The organism is Cellulomonas sp. URHB0016 (assembly GCF_054057935.1).
On record NZ_JBSRZU010000001.1, the window covers coordinates 2,549,100 to 2,566,326 of the forward strand.

The 17,227-nt window shown below is 73.3% G+C and carries 15 protein-coding genes; 6 read left to right on the forward strand and 9 right to left on the reverse strand.

Going from position 1 to position 17,227, the window contains the following annotated elements; genetic code table 11:
- Positions 1 to 7: 7 nt before the first annotated feature.
- Complete coding sequence (locus tag ACVW07_RS11700; RefSeq protein ID WP_456819414.1) at positions 8 to 1,264, forward strand: sensor histidine kinase; 1,257 nt, start codon at positions 8 to 10, stop codon at positions 1,262 to 1,264.
- Positions 1,261 to 1,926, forward strand: coding sequence for a response regulator (locus ACVW07_RS11705; RefSeq protein ID WP_456819415.1), 666 nt, complete (start codon positions 1,261 to 1,263; stop codon positions 1,924 to 1,926). The genes ACVW07_RS11700 and ACVW07_RS11705 overlap by 4 nt, the downstream gene beginning before the upstream one ends.
- Positions 1,927 to 1,972: 46 nt before the next feature.
- Here ACVW07_RS11705 and ACVW07_RS11710 read toward each other — a convergent pair whose 3' ends face one another.
- The 4 genes from ACVW07_RS11710 to ACVW07_RS11725 form a co-directional block, all read right to left on the reverse strand.
- Entirely contained in the window at positions 1,973 to 2,401 is a 429-nt protein-coding gene (locus ACVW07_RS11710) for a double zinc ribbon domain-containing protein (protein ID WP_456819416.1), read from the reverse strand.
- A gap of 81 nt (positions 2,402 to 2,482) precedes the next feature.
- The gene (locus ACVW07_RS11715; protein ID WP_456819417.1) at positions 2,483 to 2,851 is read right to left on the reverse strand and encodes a DoxX family protein; all 369 of its coding nucleotides are present in this window, start codon (positions 2,849 to 2,851) and stop codon (positions 2,483 to 2,485) included.
- A 2-nt stretch (positions 2,852 to 2,853) separates the two neighbouring features.
- Positions 2,854 to 3,441: a TetR/AcrR family transcriptional regulator gene (locus ACVW07_RS11720; protein WP_456819418.1), complete on the reverse strand. Its 588-nt coding sequence runs from the start codon at positions 3,439 to 3,441 to the stop codon at positions 2,854 to 2,856.
- A gap of 240 nt (positions 3,442 to 3,681) precedes the next feature.
- A complete protein-coding gene (locus ACVW07_RS11725) occupies positions 3,682 to 4,785 on the reverse strand; it encodes an alpha/beta hydrolase (RefSeq protein WP_456819419.1) in 1,104 nt (367 codons plus the stop codon).
- 238 nt (positions 4,786 to 5,023) lie between these two features.
- Between ACVW07_RS11725 and ACVW07_RS11730 the strand changes: the two genes are divergently transcribed.
- Both ACVW07_RS11730 and ACVW07_RS11735 read left to right on the forward strand, forming a co-directional pair.
- Positions 5,024 to 5,761 (forward strand): hypothetical protein, encoded by a 738-nt coding sequence (locus tag ACVW07_RS11730; RefSeq protein WP_456819420.1) that lies wholly within the window; start codon positions 5,024 to 5,026, stop codon positions 5,759 to 5,761.
- Between the two features lie 275 nt (positions 5,762 to 6,036).
- Positions 6,037 to 6,666, forward strand: a complete 630-nt coding sequence (locus tag ACVW07_RS11735) for a hypothetical protein (protein WP_456819421.1) — start codon at positions 6,037 to 6,039, stop codon at positions 6,664 to 6,666.
- 145 nt (positions 6,667 to 6,811) lie between these two features.
- Here the strand turns inward: ACVW07_RS11735 and ACVW07_RS11740 are convergent, their stop codons facing one another.
- Positions 6,812 to 7,411: a MarR family transcriptional regulator gene (locus ACVW07_RS11740; protein WP_456819422.1), complete on the reverse strand. Its 600-nt coding sequence runs from the start codon at positions 7,409 to 7,411 to the stop codon at positions 6,812 to 6,814.
- Positions 7,412 to 7,526: 115 nt separating this feature from the next.
- Between ACVW07_RS11740 and ACVW07_RS11745 the strand changes: the two genes are divergently transcribed.
- Positions 7,527 to 7,925 carry a DUF2510 domain-containing protein gene (locus ACVW07_RS11745; RefSeq protein ID WP_456819423.1) on the forward strand — a complete coding sequence of 133 codons (399 nt, stop codon included), beginning with the start codon at positions 7,527 to 7,529 and terminating at the stop codon, positions 7,923 to 7,925.
- Positions 7,926 to 7,928: 3 nt separating this feature from the next.
- Here the strand turns inward: ACVW07_RS11745 and ACVW07_RS11750 are convergent, their stop codons facing one another.
- The 4 genes from ACVW07_RS11750 to ACVW07_RS11765 form a co-directional block, all read right to left on the reverse strand.
- Positions 7,929 to 9,938: a DHA2 family efflux MFS transporter permease subunit gene (locus ACVW07_RS11750; RefSeq protein ID WP_456819424.1), complete on the reverse strand. Its 2,010-nt coding sequence runs from the start codon at positions 9,936 to 9,938 to the stop codon at positions 7,929 to 7,931.
- 69 nt (positions 9,939 to 10,007) lie between these two features.
- Entirely contained in the window at positions 10,008 to 11,582 is a 1,575-nt protein-coding gene (locus tag ACVW07_RS11755; protein WP_456819425.1) for a class I SAM-dependent methyltransferase, read from the reverse strand.
- A gap of 40 nt (positions 11,583 to 11,622) precedes the next feature.
- On the reverse strand, positions 11,623 to 12,333 hold the full coding sequence (locus ACVW07_RS11760) for a LysE family translocator (RefSeq protein WP_456819426.1): 711 nt from the start codon (positions 12,331 to 12,333) through the stop codon (positions 11,623 to 11,625).
- Between the two features lie 109 nt (positions 12,334 to 12,442).
- Entirely contained in the window at positions 12,443 to 13,000 is a 558-nt protein-coding gene (locus tag ACVW07_RS11765; protein WP_456819427.1) for a hypothetical protein, read from the reverse strand.
- 296 nt (positions 13,001 to 13,296) lie between these two features.
- Here ACVW07_RS11765 and ACVW07_RS11770 point away from each other — a divergent pair, with 296 nt between their 5' ends.
- Positions 13,297 to 17,202, forward strand: coding sequence for an Ig-like domain-containing protein (locus ACVW07_RS11770; RefSeq protein WP_456819428.1), 3,906 nt, complete (start codon positions 13,297 to 13,299; stop codon positions 17,200 to 17,202).
- Positions 17,203 to 17,227 lie beyond the last annotated feature (25 nt).

The following is a 17,227-nucleotide window of genomic DNA, read 5'->3' on the forward strand; positions in this document are numbered from 1 at the left end:
GTCCGGCATGGAGAACCCCGGGGCCCTCGCCCCCGAGCCGTGGTGGGACGCGCGCCTGTCCCGGCTCGGGGTGCGGGGGCCCGTCGCCCGCGACGTGCTGCTCGCCGTCGCGGTGACCGTCCTGATGGTGGTGGCTACGGTCGCGACCGTCGTGGCCGCGTCCGGGGAGGTACCGGGGGCGTCCGCGGTGCTCCCGGAGGTGGTGGTGGTCGTCGCGGTCCAGTGCCTCGCGCTCGCGGTGCGCCGCCTGCGGCTCGGCCTGTGCGTCACGGTGACGGTGGTGACGCAGGTCGCCCTGGTCGCGCTGCTCCCCGAGGTGTCGGTGCGGACCGTCGCGCCGTTCGTCGTCGGCGCGACCATCGGCACCAGCCGCCCTGCCGGGCGTGCGCTGCGGCTGGCCGCGGCCGCGGCGCTCGGCGAGGCGGCGGCCGCCTCCGTCGTCACGACCGCCCGGGGTGCCGGGTTCGACGTGGTGCTGCAGCACGGCGCGTCCGCGCTGTTCGTGTGGGGCTCGTCGGTGCTGGTGGGGCTGTACCTCGCGACGCGGCGCGACCACCTGCGGCTCGTCCGGGAGCGCGCCGAGCAGCTCGAGCGGGAACGTGACGCCCGGGTGCGGTCGGCGGTCGCGGACGAGCGGGCGCGGCTGGCGCGGGAGCTGCACGACGTGGCCGCGCACCACCTGTCGGGCATGGTCGTGCAGGCGGCGGCGGTCGAGCGGCTCGTCGGGCGCGACCCGGACGCCGCGCGAGCGGGCGCCGTGTGGCTGCGGGACCAGGGCCGCGAGACGCTCGACAACCTGCGGCAGGTGGTCGGGCTGCTGCGCCGCGACGAGGCGACCGACGGCACGGCACCGGTGCCGGGGGTCGCAGCCCTGGAGGCGCTGGTCAGCGGTGCGCGGGACCTCGGTGACACCGTCGAGCTGGCCGAGGTCGGCACGGGCACCCCGTTGCCGCCGCTCGCGGACGTGTCGTTGTACCGCGTCGCGCAGCAGAGCCTGACGAACGCGCGGCAGCACGCCGCGGGTGCCCCGGTGCGGGTGCGCGTCGAGCGCGTCCCGGGCGCGGTCCTGCTCGAGGTGGTCAACGGGCCGGCCGGACGGGTCGCCTCGCCACCGCCCGGCAGAGGCGGCGGGGCCGGGCTGGCCGTGATGCGGGAGCGCGCCGCGCTGGTCGGCGGCACGCTCCACGCGGGGCCGACGGACGACGGCGGGTGGCGCGTGCGGTTGCAGGTGCCGGTGGACGACGACGGGACGGTGGACGCGTGATCCGGGTGGTGCTGGTCGACGACCAGGCGGTGGTGCGGGCGGGCTTCCGGGTGCTGCTGGAGGACGCGGAGGACCTCGAGATCGTCGGGGAGGCGGCCAGCGGGCCGGAGGCCGTCGCGGTGGTGCGCCGCACCCGGCCCGACGTCGTGTGCATGGACGTGCGCATGCCCGGCGGCGACGGGCTGACCGCGACCCGGCAGATCGTGGCGGAGCGGGACGCCGGCCGGCCGTCGCTGCCCGCCGTGCTCGTGGTCACGACGTTCGACCTGGACGAGTACGTGTTCGGCGCCCTGGAGGCGGGTGCCGACGGGTTCGTCCTCAAGGACTGCGACCCGGCGGACCTCGCCGAGGCGATCCGCCGCCTCGCGCGCGGCGACGGCACCCTCGACCAGTCGGTGACCCGCCGGGTCATCGCGGAGTTCGCACGCCGCCGGCCCGTCCTCGTGCCGAGCGCCGAGACCGAGGTGCTCACCGCGCGCGAGACGGACATCGTGCGGCTGCTCGCACGCGGCATGTCGAACGCCGAGATCGCGCAGGCGCTGTTCGTCGAGCAGTCGACCGTGAAGTCGCACCTGGGCCGCGCGATGACCAAGCTCGGCACGCGCGACCGCCTGCAGACGGTGGTCTGGGCCTACCGCACGGGGTTGGCCGCCCCCGACTGACCCGGCCCGGTTCGCACGACGACGAGCCCGAGCCGGGCCGGACGGCTCAGACCCGTACGCCGCAGTCCGCGCAGAACCTCGCACCGGCGGCCACCTCGGCGGAGCAGCCCGGGCACGTCGTCGACGGGCTGAGCGACCCGCCGCAGTCGGTGCAGAACTTGCCGCCGCCGGCGCGGGCGCCGCACGACGGGCAGCTCGCCACGGGTGCCGCTGCGACGTCGACCCCCGAGAGCAGGTCCACCGTGGAGAGCCGCTCGCTCGCCTGGGTCCGGCGGGCCTGGGCCTGGAGCCCGGCGATCTCGTCCTGCAGCCGGGGCGCGCACCGGGCGCACTGGCCGACCTCCTCGTTCCAGCAGATGTCGCGGCACATCCAGTCGCCGCAGCCGCGGCACTGCGTGAACCGGTCCGCGATCTCGTCGACCGCCGACGCCAGCGCGCTGTCCTTGGCGGACGAGTTGGTGCCGCGGTTGAGCATCAGCTCGTCGGCGGCGTTCCCCAGGTCGCGCAGCGGGCCGCCGAAGAGGAATTGTCCGGTCCTGTGGTCCGGTTCCCGCCCTCAGACGACGAAGGCGACGACGAGGACCAGGACGGCCGAGCTCAGGAAGCCGAGGCAGTTGACCCAGAACGCCTGCGTCAAGAACCTCGCACGCACATGAGCCACGACGGCGCACAGGAAGTAGACGACGACGCCGGTGGTCGCGGCCAGCGCGATGCCAGGGACCCAGAGGCCCACGATCAGGCCCGTGATGGCGAGAAGCTTGGCGACGATCAGCGCCCACCACCACTCCCGTGGAAAGTGGACGCCGTCGAAGCAGTCCACGATGAACGCCGGCGGCCTGATCGACAGCGCTACGTCGAGGAGCAGGAGCGCGGCGAGGGCGACGACGGCCCACGCCGGATCGGGGAGGTACACGTGGGAGGGCATGGTTACTTTTCCTTGCTCTGGATGGCGAAGCTCACGACGGCATGAAGGTGCGTCGCGAAGCTGTCGTCGTCGACGGCCCCGCGCCCGGCCCACATGAAGATGAGCCCGAGGTAGCTGAGGTAGATCGTTCGTGCGCAGACGGCCGCCTCGGAGCCCGCGACACCGGCCGCGACGACGGCGGTCTCAAGCTCGAGGAGCAGGTGGTCCACGAGGTTTTCGAACACCGCTGACTGGTGCGTGCCGCCCATGAGGACGGCGCCGTACTCGCGGGAGAGGTCGGGGTGCTCGGTGAACACCTCCACGAACGGCAGGACGAGGTCGATGATCCGGGCGACGTGGTCCTGCGTGTCGTCCGTCGCCGTCGGGTGGGCGCGCCGGTCGGCGTGGATCGCGGCGATCCTCCGGTCGAAGCTCGCCGCGAGGAGGGCGCGCTTGTCGCCGACGGACATGACCGCGCCGACGCTCAGGCCGGTCCGCTCAGCGATGTCCCGGATCGTGGTGCCCTTGAACCCACGGGCGGCGAAGAGCTCCTCGGCGGCGCGCAGCACCTTGTCCTGAGTTCTCCGCCGGAGGTCGTCCCGAGTCGTCATCGGCTGGCTCTCCCCGATCCCCGTCGACTGAACACGTTCACCGAACGTGTTCATCGGCGAACCGGACAGTAGCCATCTGTCGTGCGAGGGTCAAACCGCCGTCAGGTCAACCGTGGTCGAGACGAGACCCGACTGACCCGGCCCGGTTCGCACCGCGACGAGCCCGAGCCGGGCCGAGCAGCTCACAGGGTGCGTCAGCCTGGAGCCCGGCGATCTCGTGTCCGGACCGGCGCCCCAGCCCTAGCTGGCCGGCTCTGCGGCGACGTGAGCGGCCATGAACGGCAGCAGGCCCTCGGTGATCCGCCTCCCGGAGGCGTCCTCGTGGCCACCGGTCGTGACCGTGTACTGGTGGTCGATCCCGGCCGTCGTGAGCTGGGCGTCGAGGTAGGCGCACCCCTGCGGGATCCACGTGAACTCGTCGTTGCTGGGGCAGTCGAACCCGATGCCCGACAGGCTCGCGAGGTTGTCCCGGAACTCGGGGACCTTCTGGTCCCAGTCACCGAAGCCGGCGTCCCAGGCGCTCCACACGGCGTCGTCCTTGGTGACGACGCCGCCCGTCCGTGCGTAGGGGAAGGCGAGGTAGGGCGAGTCGGTGGCCGGCGAGAAGGCGAGCCCGTAGGCCAGCTCGAGCTGGGAGAGGTACGGCAGGTCTCCCAGCGTCTCGCCCACCTCAGCACCGTCCAGGGTGCCGGTGTGCTCCAGGGTGTCCACCATCTCGGCGACGTGCGCCTCCGAGTCGAAGAAGCCCATGTCGGCGACGCCGTCGGCGTCCAGCAGCCCGGGCGTCGTCGCGTACACGGCGCCGAACACGTCGGGGTGACGCATGCCGAGGTTGAGCGCGCCGAAGCCGCCCATCCCGTAGCCCGTGATCCCGCGCGTCTCCGCGGCCGCCAGCGTGCGGAAGTTCTCGTCCACGTAGTCGACGACGTCCTCGGTGACGAACGTCTCCCAGTCCCCGTTGGCCGGTGAGTCCACGAAGAAGCTCCCGCCCACGGAGGTCACCCCGGACACCACCGCCACGATCATCGGGTCGACGGTCGCGAACGCCGTGTCCAGGTCGTCGGGCATCTGCACGCCGGTGATCCACTCCTCGGTGAACCCGGGCAGGTAGTACACGACAGGCAGCGCGTCGTCGGACTCGAAGTACTGCGGGGGCAGGTAGACGAGCACCTCGCGCTCGGCCGGGTCGCCGAGCAGGTTGCCCTCCAGCGACGGGGCCGGGACGTCGCGCAGGTTGAGCGGGCGGACGGCGACCTCCGTCGGCTCGGGGGTGGCCGGCGTGGCAGCAGGTGGGCCGGAGGGACCCGACCAGCAGGCGCCCAGGCCGACGACCAGCAGCGCCACGGCGACGGCTCGACGCGACCGTCGGGGACCTGGGGCATTCGTGCCGGTAGGCACCACCGGAAACTAGTGGCGGCGCGGGGCCCCCGTCGGGCTGCGTGACTTTCGTGACCGTTTCGCAACGCGCTCGCCAACCTGGTGCACGCGTCCCGTCCGCGGACGCGTGCACCGACGGGACGCGGCGGGACCGTGCGGCGCGGCTCCTCCGGTCCCAGGGCGGGCCGCCGCTACGTTCGACAGCGTGGTCAGGGCATCGGCGGGCATCGTCTCCGGCCTTCCGTACCTGATCCCGCTGGCGGTCGGCGCGGTCGGCGCGGTGGTCGCGTCGGCGTTCGTGACATCCCGGCGGCTGCGGTCGGAGCTGCGGGACGAGTCCGAGATGCTCGACCGGCTGCCGCCCGGGGCGGCCCGGGCGGAGCTCCGCGCCGACGTGCGGCGCCGGACCCTGCTACTGGTCGCGGCCAACCGGTTCCCACCGTTCACGGGCGTGGACCTCGTCCTCCTGCTGATCCTCGTCGCTGCGATGGCGTACGGGACCTGGCTCACGCTGAACGCGTTCGGGGGACACCGGACGGAGACGGCCGCGATGGCGACCATCTACCTGGGCCAGTTCGGCGTCTACATCACCTTTACGGTGTTCACCTGGCGCGCGTTCCACCGGCCGTGGAGCCTGCGCGCCGTCCGGAGGCTGACCTACGTGGTCGAACATCTCGGAACCGAGGAAGCGTTCCAGGTCGCGCAGATGCTCGTCATGGGCAACTCGCTCGTGAGGTTCATCTGCCCGGCGTTCATCTGCCTGGTCGGGGCCGGGATCATCGCCGCGAGTCTTGATGCCTTCGGGGTGCTGGAGCAGCTCCTGGTGCCGCTGGCAGTGGCGCCGTTCGTCGGCGGTGTGGTCCTCGGCCTGTTGGCGAACGACTCGGGACTGCGAGCGCTCACGTCGCGCGTCGAGCGCGCCGCGGCGGATGACGTGGCCTGACCGGCCTGCTCACGATGCCGGCGGGGTCGGCGTTCGGCTCGTCGGGACGCTCCTGGTCGTCGAGCGGACGGCGAGCGCTACGGCGCGCCATGGGCTGTCCCGCCGCCGTCGACGTCGGGCACGATCTGCAGGCTCACCTGCGACGATCTGGACCCGGCCGGGCGAGGACCGCCAAGATGGGCCATGCCCGCACCGCACGAGGACGACGCCGGACACTCGCCCGCCGAGTTCCTCCGACGACCTGGCGTCACCGCGTGGCGGGCCGGAGGTGTGGCGTGACGGCGTCGCGCAAGTTCGTCCGACGGGCGTCCCGACCGGCCGGTGTGCTGCTGGCCCTGCTCGCCGTCGCGGCGCTCCTGACGTCGTGCGACGGGATCGACCGGCCGCTCGTGTCACCCACCCGCACCGTCCCGACACCGACCGCCACCCTGCCGTCGCCGACCGTCACGCTCCCGGCGCCCACCCTCACGATCCCTGCGCCGACCCTCACGGTGCCGGCGCCGACCGTCACGGTCCCCGCGCCCAGCCTGACGATCCCCGCGCCCACCCTCACGCCGCCGGTGGAGCCGAGCGAGCCGCCGGTCGTGACGCCCGAGCCGGTGCCCACGGCGCTGCCGACCGTCGAGCCGACGGTCGTACGGCCGCCCGAACCTGCACCTGAGCCGTCCGACACCCCGACCGAGACGACCACTGCGGCGCCGGTGCCGCCGACCTCCGCCCCGGCGCCGACCCCGTCAGCCACCTCGGCATCGCCGGTGCCGTCGTCCTCCACGTCGGCCGGCGGCGCGTCCGGCACGGAGGCGGGCGGTACCCCGGACTGGGTGTGGTGGCTGGCCGGGCTCGTCGTCGCCGGCCTCGCGGTCGGCGTGCCCCTGGCCGTGCGGGCGCGCCGCCGAGCCGGCTGACCCCGGGCGGCACCCTCCGAGGCGTGGCACGCGTCCGGTCCGTCATGGTGCACGGCGGTCTCTGGCGAACCTGAGCTGGACGTGCACCGTGGCGCACCGGTCGCAAGGAGCCGGTCGACGGCGGCTCTGCCTTGCCCCCACGGGCTCATGAGGCGGCAGCCTGCTCGTGGCGGCCGACGTGCAGTGCGACGAGCGGTCGGGAGCGGATCGTCGCGAGGAAGGGGTCGGTCGCGTCCTGCCACCGTTGCCCGGTGACGTAGGTGACGTTGATCTCGCGTGCGAGAGTCGCTTCGAGGTTGTCGAGGGCGGCGTCGACGTGCCGCCGTGAGGGGGTCCCGACGACCAGGACGTCGACGTCGCCCGGGGGGCCGCCGGGTTCACCGTGGTATCTGGCTGCCCAGGATCCGTGCACGTACGCCTGCTCGATGCCGTCGATGCCGGCCAGGGCCCGTTCGATGAGCTGGGCGGGCCCGTAGGTGACGACGAGCAGCTGGCGCAGGGGCGCGATCGCGGGGTTGTCCTGCGCGGGCCGGAGCTGGACTGCCCGGCCGATGCGTTCACCGACGAGCAGGCCCGCGTCGAGCAGCCGGCGCGCCTCGCGTGAGACGGTCGGCTCCGGTGCGTCGAGGAGGCGGGCCAGGTCCGCGGCGGTGACCGGCTTGTCTGCCGTCAGGACGTGCAGGAGCAGGCGGGCCTGCAGTGCGGAGCGGAAGATCGGCACGAGCGCGGGCGCCTGAGTTCTCACATGACGCACGATATCACTCGGCATATGAGCCATGGAGGGTCCTCAGTCACCTCGGATGGCAGACCGGTCGGCACATGCTGCTCCAGGTCAGGGCCTCGGATGCCGATGCACCGGCATGACGACGACACCGCCCGGCTGGTACGACGACCGCGCCACACCGGGCGTGGTGCGATGGTTCGACGGGAGTGCCTGGACCGCGCACACGGCACCGTCGCCGCCGCCCGCGGCTCCGTGGCAGGTGGCACCGGCGCCGTCGGGCATGGGCACCTCGCCGAGCGACGCCCTGCACTGGCTGGTCCCTGTGGGCCGGTCGTGGCAGTCGGTGGTCGCCGGGTACGTCGGCATCGTGGCGCTGTTCTTCTGGGCGGTCGGTCCCGTGGCGGTCCTGTTCGGGGTCCTGGCCCTCCAGAAGGCGAAGCAGGGCGGTCACGGCTCGGGCCGGGCGGTGTTCGCGCTGGTCGCCGGAGGGTTGGCGTGCGTGGCCGGGCTCGTGTTCCTGGTCAACAGGCTCTGAGGCTCAGGTCCGCAGCCCCGCCGGCGACGGGTCGTCGCGCCACAGCCCCTCGGTGACCTGCTCCACGAGCGTGTCGAGGGCGGGCTCGTCGCTGCCCTCCCACTCGTCGACCATGCGCCGCAGGAGCTCGCGCTCGTGGGCGCGGACGCGGTCCGCGAGGGCGAGGCCGGCGGGTGTCGGGCTGACCACGCCGCCGTCGACCTGCACCAGCCCGCGCACCCGCAGCGCCTCGGCGGTCGCGAGCACCCGGTCCGGCGCCACGTGCGACGAGGCCACCATCGCGTCGAGGGTCCGCGACCCGGTCGCCGTCACGCGGGCGAGCATCCAGCACTGGCCCGGCGTCAGGTCGACGTCGAGGTCCCGCACGATGGCCGCGTACGCGCGCAGCGGGTCCTGGTGGCCGACCTCCCGCCAGAGCAGCAGCCGCAGCTCCTCGTAGGACGTGCGGCTCGCCGGCAGGGCGTACACCTCGCCCTGCTCGGGGACGTGCGCGGCGGTGCGGAGCCTGACCTCGGGGATCAGCCACGACAGCGCGAACGCCAGGATCCCGACGGGGACGGCGTACAGGAAGATCGTGTGGATCGCCTCGGAGTACCCGTCGAGGAACCAGTCCTGCACGGTCGTCGAGCAGGCCGCGAGCGTGGCGGACGTCGCGGTGAGCGTCTCGGCGGAGCAGGGGCCGACGGCGTCGAGCGGCGCCGTGGCGGTGAGGACGCCGGTGAGCTTCGACGTGAACACCGTGCCGAGCACCGCGACCCCGACGCAGCTGCCGATGGTCCGGAAGAACGTCGCGCCGCTGGTGCCGACCCCGAGGTCCCGGTACTCGACGGCGTTCTGCACGGCGAGGACCAGCACCTGCATCACCATGCCGAGCCCGGCGCCGAGCACGAACATCGACAGCCCCGACTGCCACGCCTCCGTGTCCCGGCCCATCAGGGACAGCAGGTACAGGCCGATGGTGAAGACGGCCGAGCCGACCACCGGGAACACCTTGTACCGGCCGGTGCGGCTGATGATCTGGCCGCTCCCGATCGACGTGAGCAGCAGGCCGATCATCATGGGGATCATCTGGAGGCCGGACCCGGTGGGGCTGGCGCCCTGGACCTGCTGCAGGTACAGCGGCAGGTAGGTGATGGACCCGAACATCGCGAAGCCGACGACGAACCCCACCACGGCCGTCGTCGAGAAGACCCGGTTGCGGAACAGCCGCAGCGGCATGACCGGTTCCGGCACGCGCGCCTCGACGAACCCGAAGGCGACGAGCGAGACGACGGCGAGCAGCGCGAGCCCGACGACCTGCGGCGATCCCCAGTCCCACGTCGAGCCGCCCAGGCTGGTGACGAGCACGATGCACGTCGCGACCGTCGCGAGCAGCGTGATGCCGAGGTAGTCGATCGTCGGGGACCGGTGCGACCTCGTGGACGGCAGCACGGCGGACACGACGACGAGTGCGAGCAGACCGATCGGCAGGTTCACGTAGAACACCCACCGCCACGTCAGGTGGTCCACGAACCAGCCGCCGAGCAGCGGCCCGGCCACGCTCGACAGCCCGAACACCGCACCGAACGCCCCCTGGTACCGGCCACGGTCGCGGGGCGGGACCACGTCGCCGACGATCGCCTGGGCGAGCACCATCAGGCCACCGCCGCCGACCCCTTGCAGCGCACGCCAGGCGATGAGCTGCGCCATCGTCTGCGACGTGCCGGCGAGCGCGGAGCCGGCGAGGAAGATGACGATGCACACCAGGAACACGGTCTTGCGGCCGTACAGGTCGCCGAGCTTGCCCCACAGCGGCGTGGTCGCGGTCGACGCGAGCATGTACGCGGTGACCACCCACGACAGGTGCTCGGCGCCGCCGAGGTCGCGGACGATGGTCGGCAGGGCGGTCGCGACGATCGTCTGGTCGAGGGCCGCCAGCAGCATCGCGAGCATCAGCCCGCCGAACACCGCCCAGACGGCGCGCTTGTCGAGCTCCGGGACGGCGGGCGCCTCCGTCGACTCCTGCTTCGTCATGAGCCCCCCTCGGCGTCCTTCGCATCGTCGACCCGCGCTCGCCGGGATCGCAACACGAACGGCACGCGCTCAGTGCGGCTTGCGCGCCACCATCAGCAGGTGCGTGCTCGGCCACGCCACCGGTGCCCCGTCGACGGACCGCAGCGACGCCCCGACGGACAGCCGGTTCTCGACGAGCCACCGGTTGGTCCACGGGCCGGAGCCCACGCCGATCTCGAACCCGACGTCGGTGAGCAGCGCGCGCCAGTCGTCCCAGGTCATGTCGCAGAAGCGCTCGTGGCACTCGGAGAGCCAGCTGTCGGTGTAGTCGCGGGTGGTGAGGAACTCCATCGCGGAACGCAGCGGGAGGGTGACCTCGTGCGCGTCGCGGTCGACCGGGGTCAGGGGGCCGGCGTGCAGGTCCGTGTGCGCGAGCACCGGGAAGTCGGCGGCGAACTGCACGAACCGTTCGGCGGGGGTGAGGGCGGCGACGTGGTCGTGCACCTCCTGGCGGGTCCGTCCGGTCAGCTCGGCGGCGTGGGCGCGGTCGGCGGCGACCGGCCCGTCGAGCCGCAGGACCACCGGCTCGTCCCCGCCGTCCGGCCCCAGCACGTCGGAGTTGACCCATACGCCGCCGGGGGCCGTGTGCGTGTGGATGCGGCGGGCGAGCAGCTCCAGGTCGGCGCGGCCCTGCCCGTACGAGGCGATCTCGTGGGTGAGCGCGACGGTGATCGTGGTGTTGATCGAGGCGGGCGGGAACACCGAGGAGCGCAGCAGGTTCCGCTGGGCGAAGAAGACGTTCGGGTTCGCGAAGACGCCCTGCGCGCGGCGGTGCTCCGCCTCGGCGACCAGGTGCCGCGACACGTCGACGCCGTACAGGTCGCACTCGGCCAGGCGCGGGTCGCGGGCGGCGCGTTCCAGGAGTCCGCCCGCCGCGCAGCCGAGGTCCACGATCTTCCCGGGCACGACGTGCGGCGCGACCTGCTCCCACTTGCGGTCGGACGCGTCGTCGAACGCCGCCGTGTACGTGCGGTAGTCGCGGGTCTCGGTGAGGTCGCCCTCGCTGCCGACCGTGGGGTCCGTGTGGATCAGCCGGACGGCGTCGTCGAGCCGGTAACGGTCGTAGAGCTCGACGGTCTGCGGGTGGGCGAGGTCCCGCCACGACGGGTCCCCGGCGACCATGAGCTCGAGCACGTCCCACGGGCGCAGCGGCGACGGGTCGCGCGACTCCTCGACGGCCGCGACCCGGAACCCGAGGGCCGCGTACAGGGCGGCGACGGCAGGCGTCGAGCAGGCGACCACCGTGTCGTCGGGCGTGAGCGTGCGGCCGGTCGACATCTGCACGCTGGCGAGGACCGTCGTCGCGAAGCGGTCCGAGGGCGGGACGTCCGACACCGGGGCGACGACGGAGGGCAGGCCGGCGTCGAGCGCGACCCGCTCGACCAGCGCCTCGCGCCGGTGGGCGGGCAGCGGGTTGCGGCGGGTCCCCGTGTGGGTCGCGGACGTCACCGCCCAGACGACCTCCGCGTCCGGACCGAGGACCAGCGGCGCCCCCGTTGTGTCGGACTCCCGCCCGCTCAGCAGGGACCGCAGGTAGTCGGCCTGGAACCGGGTGACGAGGTGGTGGCGCCCGGGGAACAGGACGGAGGTCAACGGAGTGCTCACGGCGGCACAGGCTACCCATCCGCCCGCGCCGGGACGCTGCTCAGGCCGGCAGCCGGGTCACGACCAGCACCACGGCGAGGACGACGAGCAGCGCCCCGCACGCGCGACGGACGGTCACCACGACGCCCGGCCGGTCCGCGAGCGTCCGGGACGCGCCCCCCGCGGCCACCGCGACCCCCACGAGCACGATCGTGCCGAGCACGTCGAACAGGAGCCCGAACAGCAGGACCTGCTGCCACACCGGCCCGTCGCCGGGCCGGACGAAGAGGGGGATGAACGAGAGGAAGAACAGGACGACCTTGACGTTGAGGAGGTTGACCGTGGCGCCCCGGCCGACGAGCCGGAGCGCACCGGGTGGTGCGGGGCGGTCGAGCGGTGCCGGGTGCGACGGGCCTGACGCCGCTGCTGACAGGGCGGCCGGCTCTGCGGGGGCGTGCCCGGCGGGGACGACGAGCGGGCTGTCGTCGCGCACCATCCGGACCCCGACCCACACGAGGTACGCCGCACCCGCGGACGTGACGACGGCCATCGCCGTCGGGGACGCCGCGACGAGAGCCGACAGGCCCGCCGCCGCCAGGACCGCGTGGCACAGCGACCCGGCCGCGATCCCGAGCGCCGCCAGCACCCCCGCTCGGGTGCGGTGCTGGAGCGACGTGCCGAGCACGAACACCATGTCGGCACCGGGAGTGACGTTGAGCGCGAGGGCGGCGAGGACGAAGGCGAGGAGGACGTCGGGCTCGGGGACGAACACCGTCACATCATCGCGGAGCGCCCGGTCGCCCAGGTCTCGCCCCAGGGCCAGGTCCGGGCTCGTGACCAGCGTCGCGGTCCGGGCCCGCGACGCGCGCTCCCGGGGCGCCTCAGCAGGAACGCCCGCCGCCAGGGTCGAGCCCGGCGACGGTCCACCGGCCGTCGTCCTCGTGGACCATCCGGTAGGTGACCAGATGGCGCGCGTGCTGGTCGGGCGCGGCGATCGAGCTGCCGTCGGCGGCGAGGAAGTCGGCCTGTGACGTGTCGACGCACGCGTCGAGCACCACGACCTCGTGCCCTGGCACGCTGTCCTGGTACTCGACGAGCGCCGTGGTGGGGATCGTCACGTCCCCGACCTGGTGGACCCCGCTCGCGGCGTAGGACTCGTACTCGCTGATGACCGCCGGCCGGAGGTCACCGGACAGGTACCTGTCCAACGGGGACCGGTCGGCGTAGCCGCCGGTGCCCACCTGGTTGTCGGCGGCGTTGAACGCGAGCAGGGCGGCTGTCGCGTCGTCGACGTCGTTCTGCCGGGCGGCGGACGGGTCGACGGTCGGGGGCTGCGAGGCGGACGTCGCGGCGGCGGCGGTGCCCGGGCCGTCGCTGCCGCAGGCGGCGGTCACGACGACCACGACGAGCGTGGCGCCGACGCGCAGGGTGCGCCGCATGTGTGAACCCCATCCGATGACCGAGCACGAGCCGGAGGACCCCAGGATCTGCGGAAATTACCGGATCGGGCGGACCGCGTGCCGGGGCGTCCCACTGTGGCCGGACTCGTCGTCACCCGTTTCGGCGGTACGCCCGCCGCGCTACTCGTCCCGGATCGCCTTGGTCGGGCGACGTGACACGTGTCACTCCGCCCAAGTACGACATTCGACGCAGACCGAGCCGATGGTGAGGGCAGATGCCGCCGTCCGAACCTTCTCGGGGCGGCATCACTGCTGTCTGCGAAAGGGACATCGACATGGCTCTGGCCCGAGGCACCTCCGACCCGTCGACGGGCCGTCCGCTGCGCACGCGCAGCCGGCGCCGCACGGCCGCGCTCGCGACCGTGCTGGCCCTGGTCGTCGCGCCGTTCGTCGCGTTCGCCGCCACCGCGCCCGCGCAGGCAGCCGCGTCGCCGTTCACCAAGCGGTTCTCCGTGAACACCAACGGCGACGTGCTCATGGCGGCCAACACGCTGATCACGTGCAGCAACGTGACGACCTGCCCCGGTGCGCGGCAGGGGATCTCGGGGAACCTCGACAACAACGAGCACACGGACCTCACGTTCGTGGACGTCGTGAGCGACGGCGCCACGACCTACAACTCGTCCTCGGCCGCCGTCAAGGTGCCGGACGGCGGCTCCGTCCTGTTCGCCGCGCTCGTGTGGGGCGGCCGCAACCCGGCGTCCGTCGGGAACGGCCCCGCGTCGGCGGACCCGCGCCGCACCGTCCAGCTCGCCGTGGACAGCACCACCGCGTGGCAGCCGGTGAAGGCCGACGAGCTGAACGACAACCGCTCCGCCGCCGAGAGCATCGGCGTCGCCTACGAGGGCTACGCCGACGTCACCGCGCTCGTGGCGCACACCGGCACCCACACGTACACGGTAGGGAACGTGCCGACCTCGACGGCCGCGAACCAGTACGGCGGCTGGGCGCTCGTGGTGGCCGTGTCCGACCCGATGGCACCCATGCGCAACCTCACCGTGTTCTCGGGCTTCGACGACGTGAACACCACCAGCCACACGTCGTCCACCATCGACGTGAGCGGGTTCCTGACGCCCCCGGCCGGTGACGTCCACACCACGCTCGGCGCCGTGACGTTCGAGGGCGACCTAGGCCGGACCGGCGACGGGATGTCGCTCACGTCGATCGGGTCGACGCGCCCTGCGACGCAGGTCGCCGACTCGCTCAACCCGAAGACGAACCCGTTCAACTCCTCCATCACGAGCCGTGGCAGCGCCGGGACGACGAGGAACCCCAGCTACGCGAACCAGTTCGGGTTCGACGCGGACCAGTTCACGGTCGACGGAGCGCTCGACAACGGTGCGACGAGCGCGCGGATCGCGCTCACCACGACCAGCGACCAGTACTTCCCGGTGCTCGTGTCGTTCGCGACCGAGCTCTACGACCCCAAGCTGCTCGGCACCAAGACCGTCGAGGACCTCGACCCGGCCGCCGTGCCCGCGGGCGGCGGCGCCGACCTGGACGTGGACCAGAAGCACCGGCTCCGGTACACGGTCCCGGTCCAGAACATCGGTCTGGACGCCGCCGCGAACAGCGTGTTCTTCGACGCGATCCCCACCGGCACCACGTACGTGCCGGACTCGTTGCACGTGACGGACTCCGTGGACGGGCGCGACGTGGCCGTGTCCGACGACGCCGGTGACGACCTCGGCGAGTTCGTGCCGGCGGACGGCAACGGGCAGGGGTACGTGACGATCAACCTGGGCGACGGCGCGACGCCGACGCGCGGCGGCACGATCCCGGTGTGGACGTCGGCCACGCAGCGCACGGTCACCGTGACGTTCGACGTCGAGGTCGACGACACCGTCACGACCCACCAGGAGCTCGTCAACGCGGCCCACCTCTCCTACACGGGCTTCAGCACCATGGCCGCCAACGCGTCGGCGACCAATGCGGTGCGCAGCGTGGTCCGCAAGGCGACGGTCGTGGCCGGCGCCCAGCCGCCCGTCGCCGCGCCGCACCTCGTGACGTTCTCCCCGAGCGACACCGCTCGCGACCTCACGATCGACGTGCTCGCGGACGCCACCTACTCCGGTCCCTCGGTCGACCTCATCGATGTCACGGAGGCCGCGGGCGGCACGCTGACGACGCACGCCGACGGAACCGTCACCTACGCCCCCCGCCCCGACTTCGCCGGCCGGGACGTGTTCACCTACACGATCGAGGACGCGGCGGGCAACCGGTCGACGGCGCTGGTCCAGGTCGACGTGGTGAACGCCGCCCCCGTCGCGGTGGACGACGTCGCCACCACGCCCGGCGACACCACGACGCTGGTCGACGTGCTGGCCAACGACTCCGACGCCAACGGCGACACGCGGACGATCCGCAGCGTCGGCCCCACCGCGCAGGGCGGCACCGTGGTGATCGACCAGGGCAAGGTGAGCTACACGCCGCCGCTGCACTTCCACGGCACGGACTCCTTCACCTATGTCCTCCAGGACAGCCGCGGCGCGTCCGACGACGCGACCGTGACCGTGACCGTGGTCAACGGCGTCCCGGTGGCCGTGCCGGAGGCACTGCACACCACGACGGGAACCGCCCTGACGTTCCCGTCGGTGCTCGCCAACGACACGGACCCCGAGCACGACCCGCTCACCGCCCACGTCGTCTCCGGGCCGTCGCACGGCACGCTGAGCCTGGACAGCACCGGCACCGGCACGTACACGCCGGCCCCGGGCTGGTTCGGGACCGACTCGTTCACCTACTCGGCGCACGACGGGACCGACGCGTCACCGGCCGTCACGGTGACGATCACCGTCCACGCCCCGGTGGCGCCGGCCGACGACACCTCGGCCACCGCGTCGGGCACCGCCGTGGTCGTCGACGTGCTCGGCAACGACCCGGGCAGCGCGTCGCTGACGGTCACGGGCGCCACGCCCGGAACCCACGGGACCACGTCCGTCGGACCGGACGGCAAGGTCACCTACACGCCCGACCCCGGCTACGCCGGGCAGGACACGTTCACGTACACGGTCACCGACGGGTACGCCTCCGACGAGGCGACCGTCACGGTGACCGTCGCGAACGCCGTCCCCGTGGCGGTCCCGGGCGTCGTCACCACCCCCACCGGCACGCCGGTGACCATCGACGTCCTCGCCAACGTCACCGACGTGAACGTGGGCAGCCTCACCGACCAGGTCCTCACGCTCGTCGGGACCCCGACCGCGGACCACGGCGCGACCGTGGCGGTCGGCCCCGACGGGCGGGTCACGGTGACCCCGGCCGACGGTTTCGCCGGTGACGTCGTCGTCTCGTACACCGTCACGGACGGCGCCGGCGGGACGGTGACGGGCACCGTCGTGGTGACCGTCACGAACGCCGCACCGCTCGCGCCGCCGGTGCTCACGACCACGCCCTACGGCCGCCCGATCACCGTGGACCTGCTGGGGAACGCGTCCGACGCGAACGGCGCCGACACCCTGAGCGTGGTGCCGGGGAGCGTCACGGACCCCGTCGACGCGAACGGCACGACGCGCGGGCACGTCTCGGTCGTCGACGGCGTCGCGACGTACACGCCGCCCGCGGGCTTCTCGGGCGACGTGACGTTCGGCTACGACGTGACCGACGGTCTGGAGACCACGCACGTGACCGTCGTGGTCACCGTGCAGAACGGCACCGTGGCACCCCGCTCGGACGACCGGCAGGTCGCGGCGACGGGCCCGACGGTGCTCGACGTGCTCGCCGGCCAGCAGGACCCCGACGGTGGCACGCTCACGCTCCTCGGCGTCACGCAGCCGGCGCACGGCACGGTGGAGATCGTGGACGGCAAGCTCGTGTTCACCCCGGAGCCGGGCTGGTCCGGGCCGGTGACCTTCACCTACACGGTGGTCGACGGCCAGGGCGGCCTCACCACGTCCACCATGACGCTCGACGTCGCGGCCGCCGCTCCCGTGCCCACTGCTCCCGTGCCCACGCCTCCGGTGCCCACTGCTCCGGTGCCGGCCGCTCCCGTGCCCACCGCTCCGGTGCCGGCTGCTCCCGGGCCCGGCGCGACGGCGGTGCCGGCCTCGACCCCCGCCGCCGGCGAGCAGCTCGCGACCACGGGCGCCTCCGGCACGGGTCCCGCCATGGGCCTCGGCCTGCTGCTCGTCTCGGTGGGCCTGGTGCTCGTCGCCCTCCGCCGGCGCCGCACCGCCGTCTGAGCCGCCACCGACGCGCGGGCCGCCC

Bases quoted from the DNA above. Each gene is read 5' to 3' on its own strand.
- ACVW07_RS11700 (WP_456819414.1), top strand. From the start codon at position 8: ATGGAGAACCCCGGGGCCCTCGCCCCCGAGCCGTGGTGGGACGCGCGC.
- ACVW07_RS11710 (WP_456819416.1), bottom strand. From the start codon at position 2,401: ATGCTCAACCGCGGCACCAACTCGTCCGCCAAGGACAGCGCGCTGGCG.
- ACVW07_RS11715 (WP_456819417.1), bottom strand. From the start codon at position 2,851: ATGCCCTCCCACGTGTACCTCCCCGATCCGGCGTGGGCCGTCGTCGCC.
- ACVW07_RS11720 (WP_456819418.1), bottom strand. From the start codon at position 3,441: ATGACGACTCGGGACGACCTCCGGCGGAGAACTCAGGACAAGGTGCTG.
- ACVW07_RS11745 (WP_456819423.1), top strand. From the start codon at position 7,527: ATGACGACGACACCGCCCGGCTGGTACGACGACCGCGCCACACCGGGC.
- ACVW07_RS11750 (WP_456819424.1), bottom strand. From the start codon at position 9,938: ATGACGAAGCAGGAGTCGACGGAGGCGCCCGCCGTCCCGGAGCTCGAC.
- ACVW07_RS11765 (WP_456819427.1), bottom strand. From the start codon at position 13,000: ATGCGGCGCACCCTGCGCGTCGGCGCCACGCTCGTCGTGGTCGTCGTG.
- ACVW07_RS11770 (WP_456819428.1), top strand. From the start codon at position 13,297: ATGGCTCTGGCCCGAGGCACCTCCGACCCGTCGACGGGCCGTCCGCTG.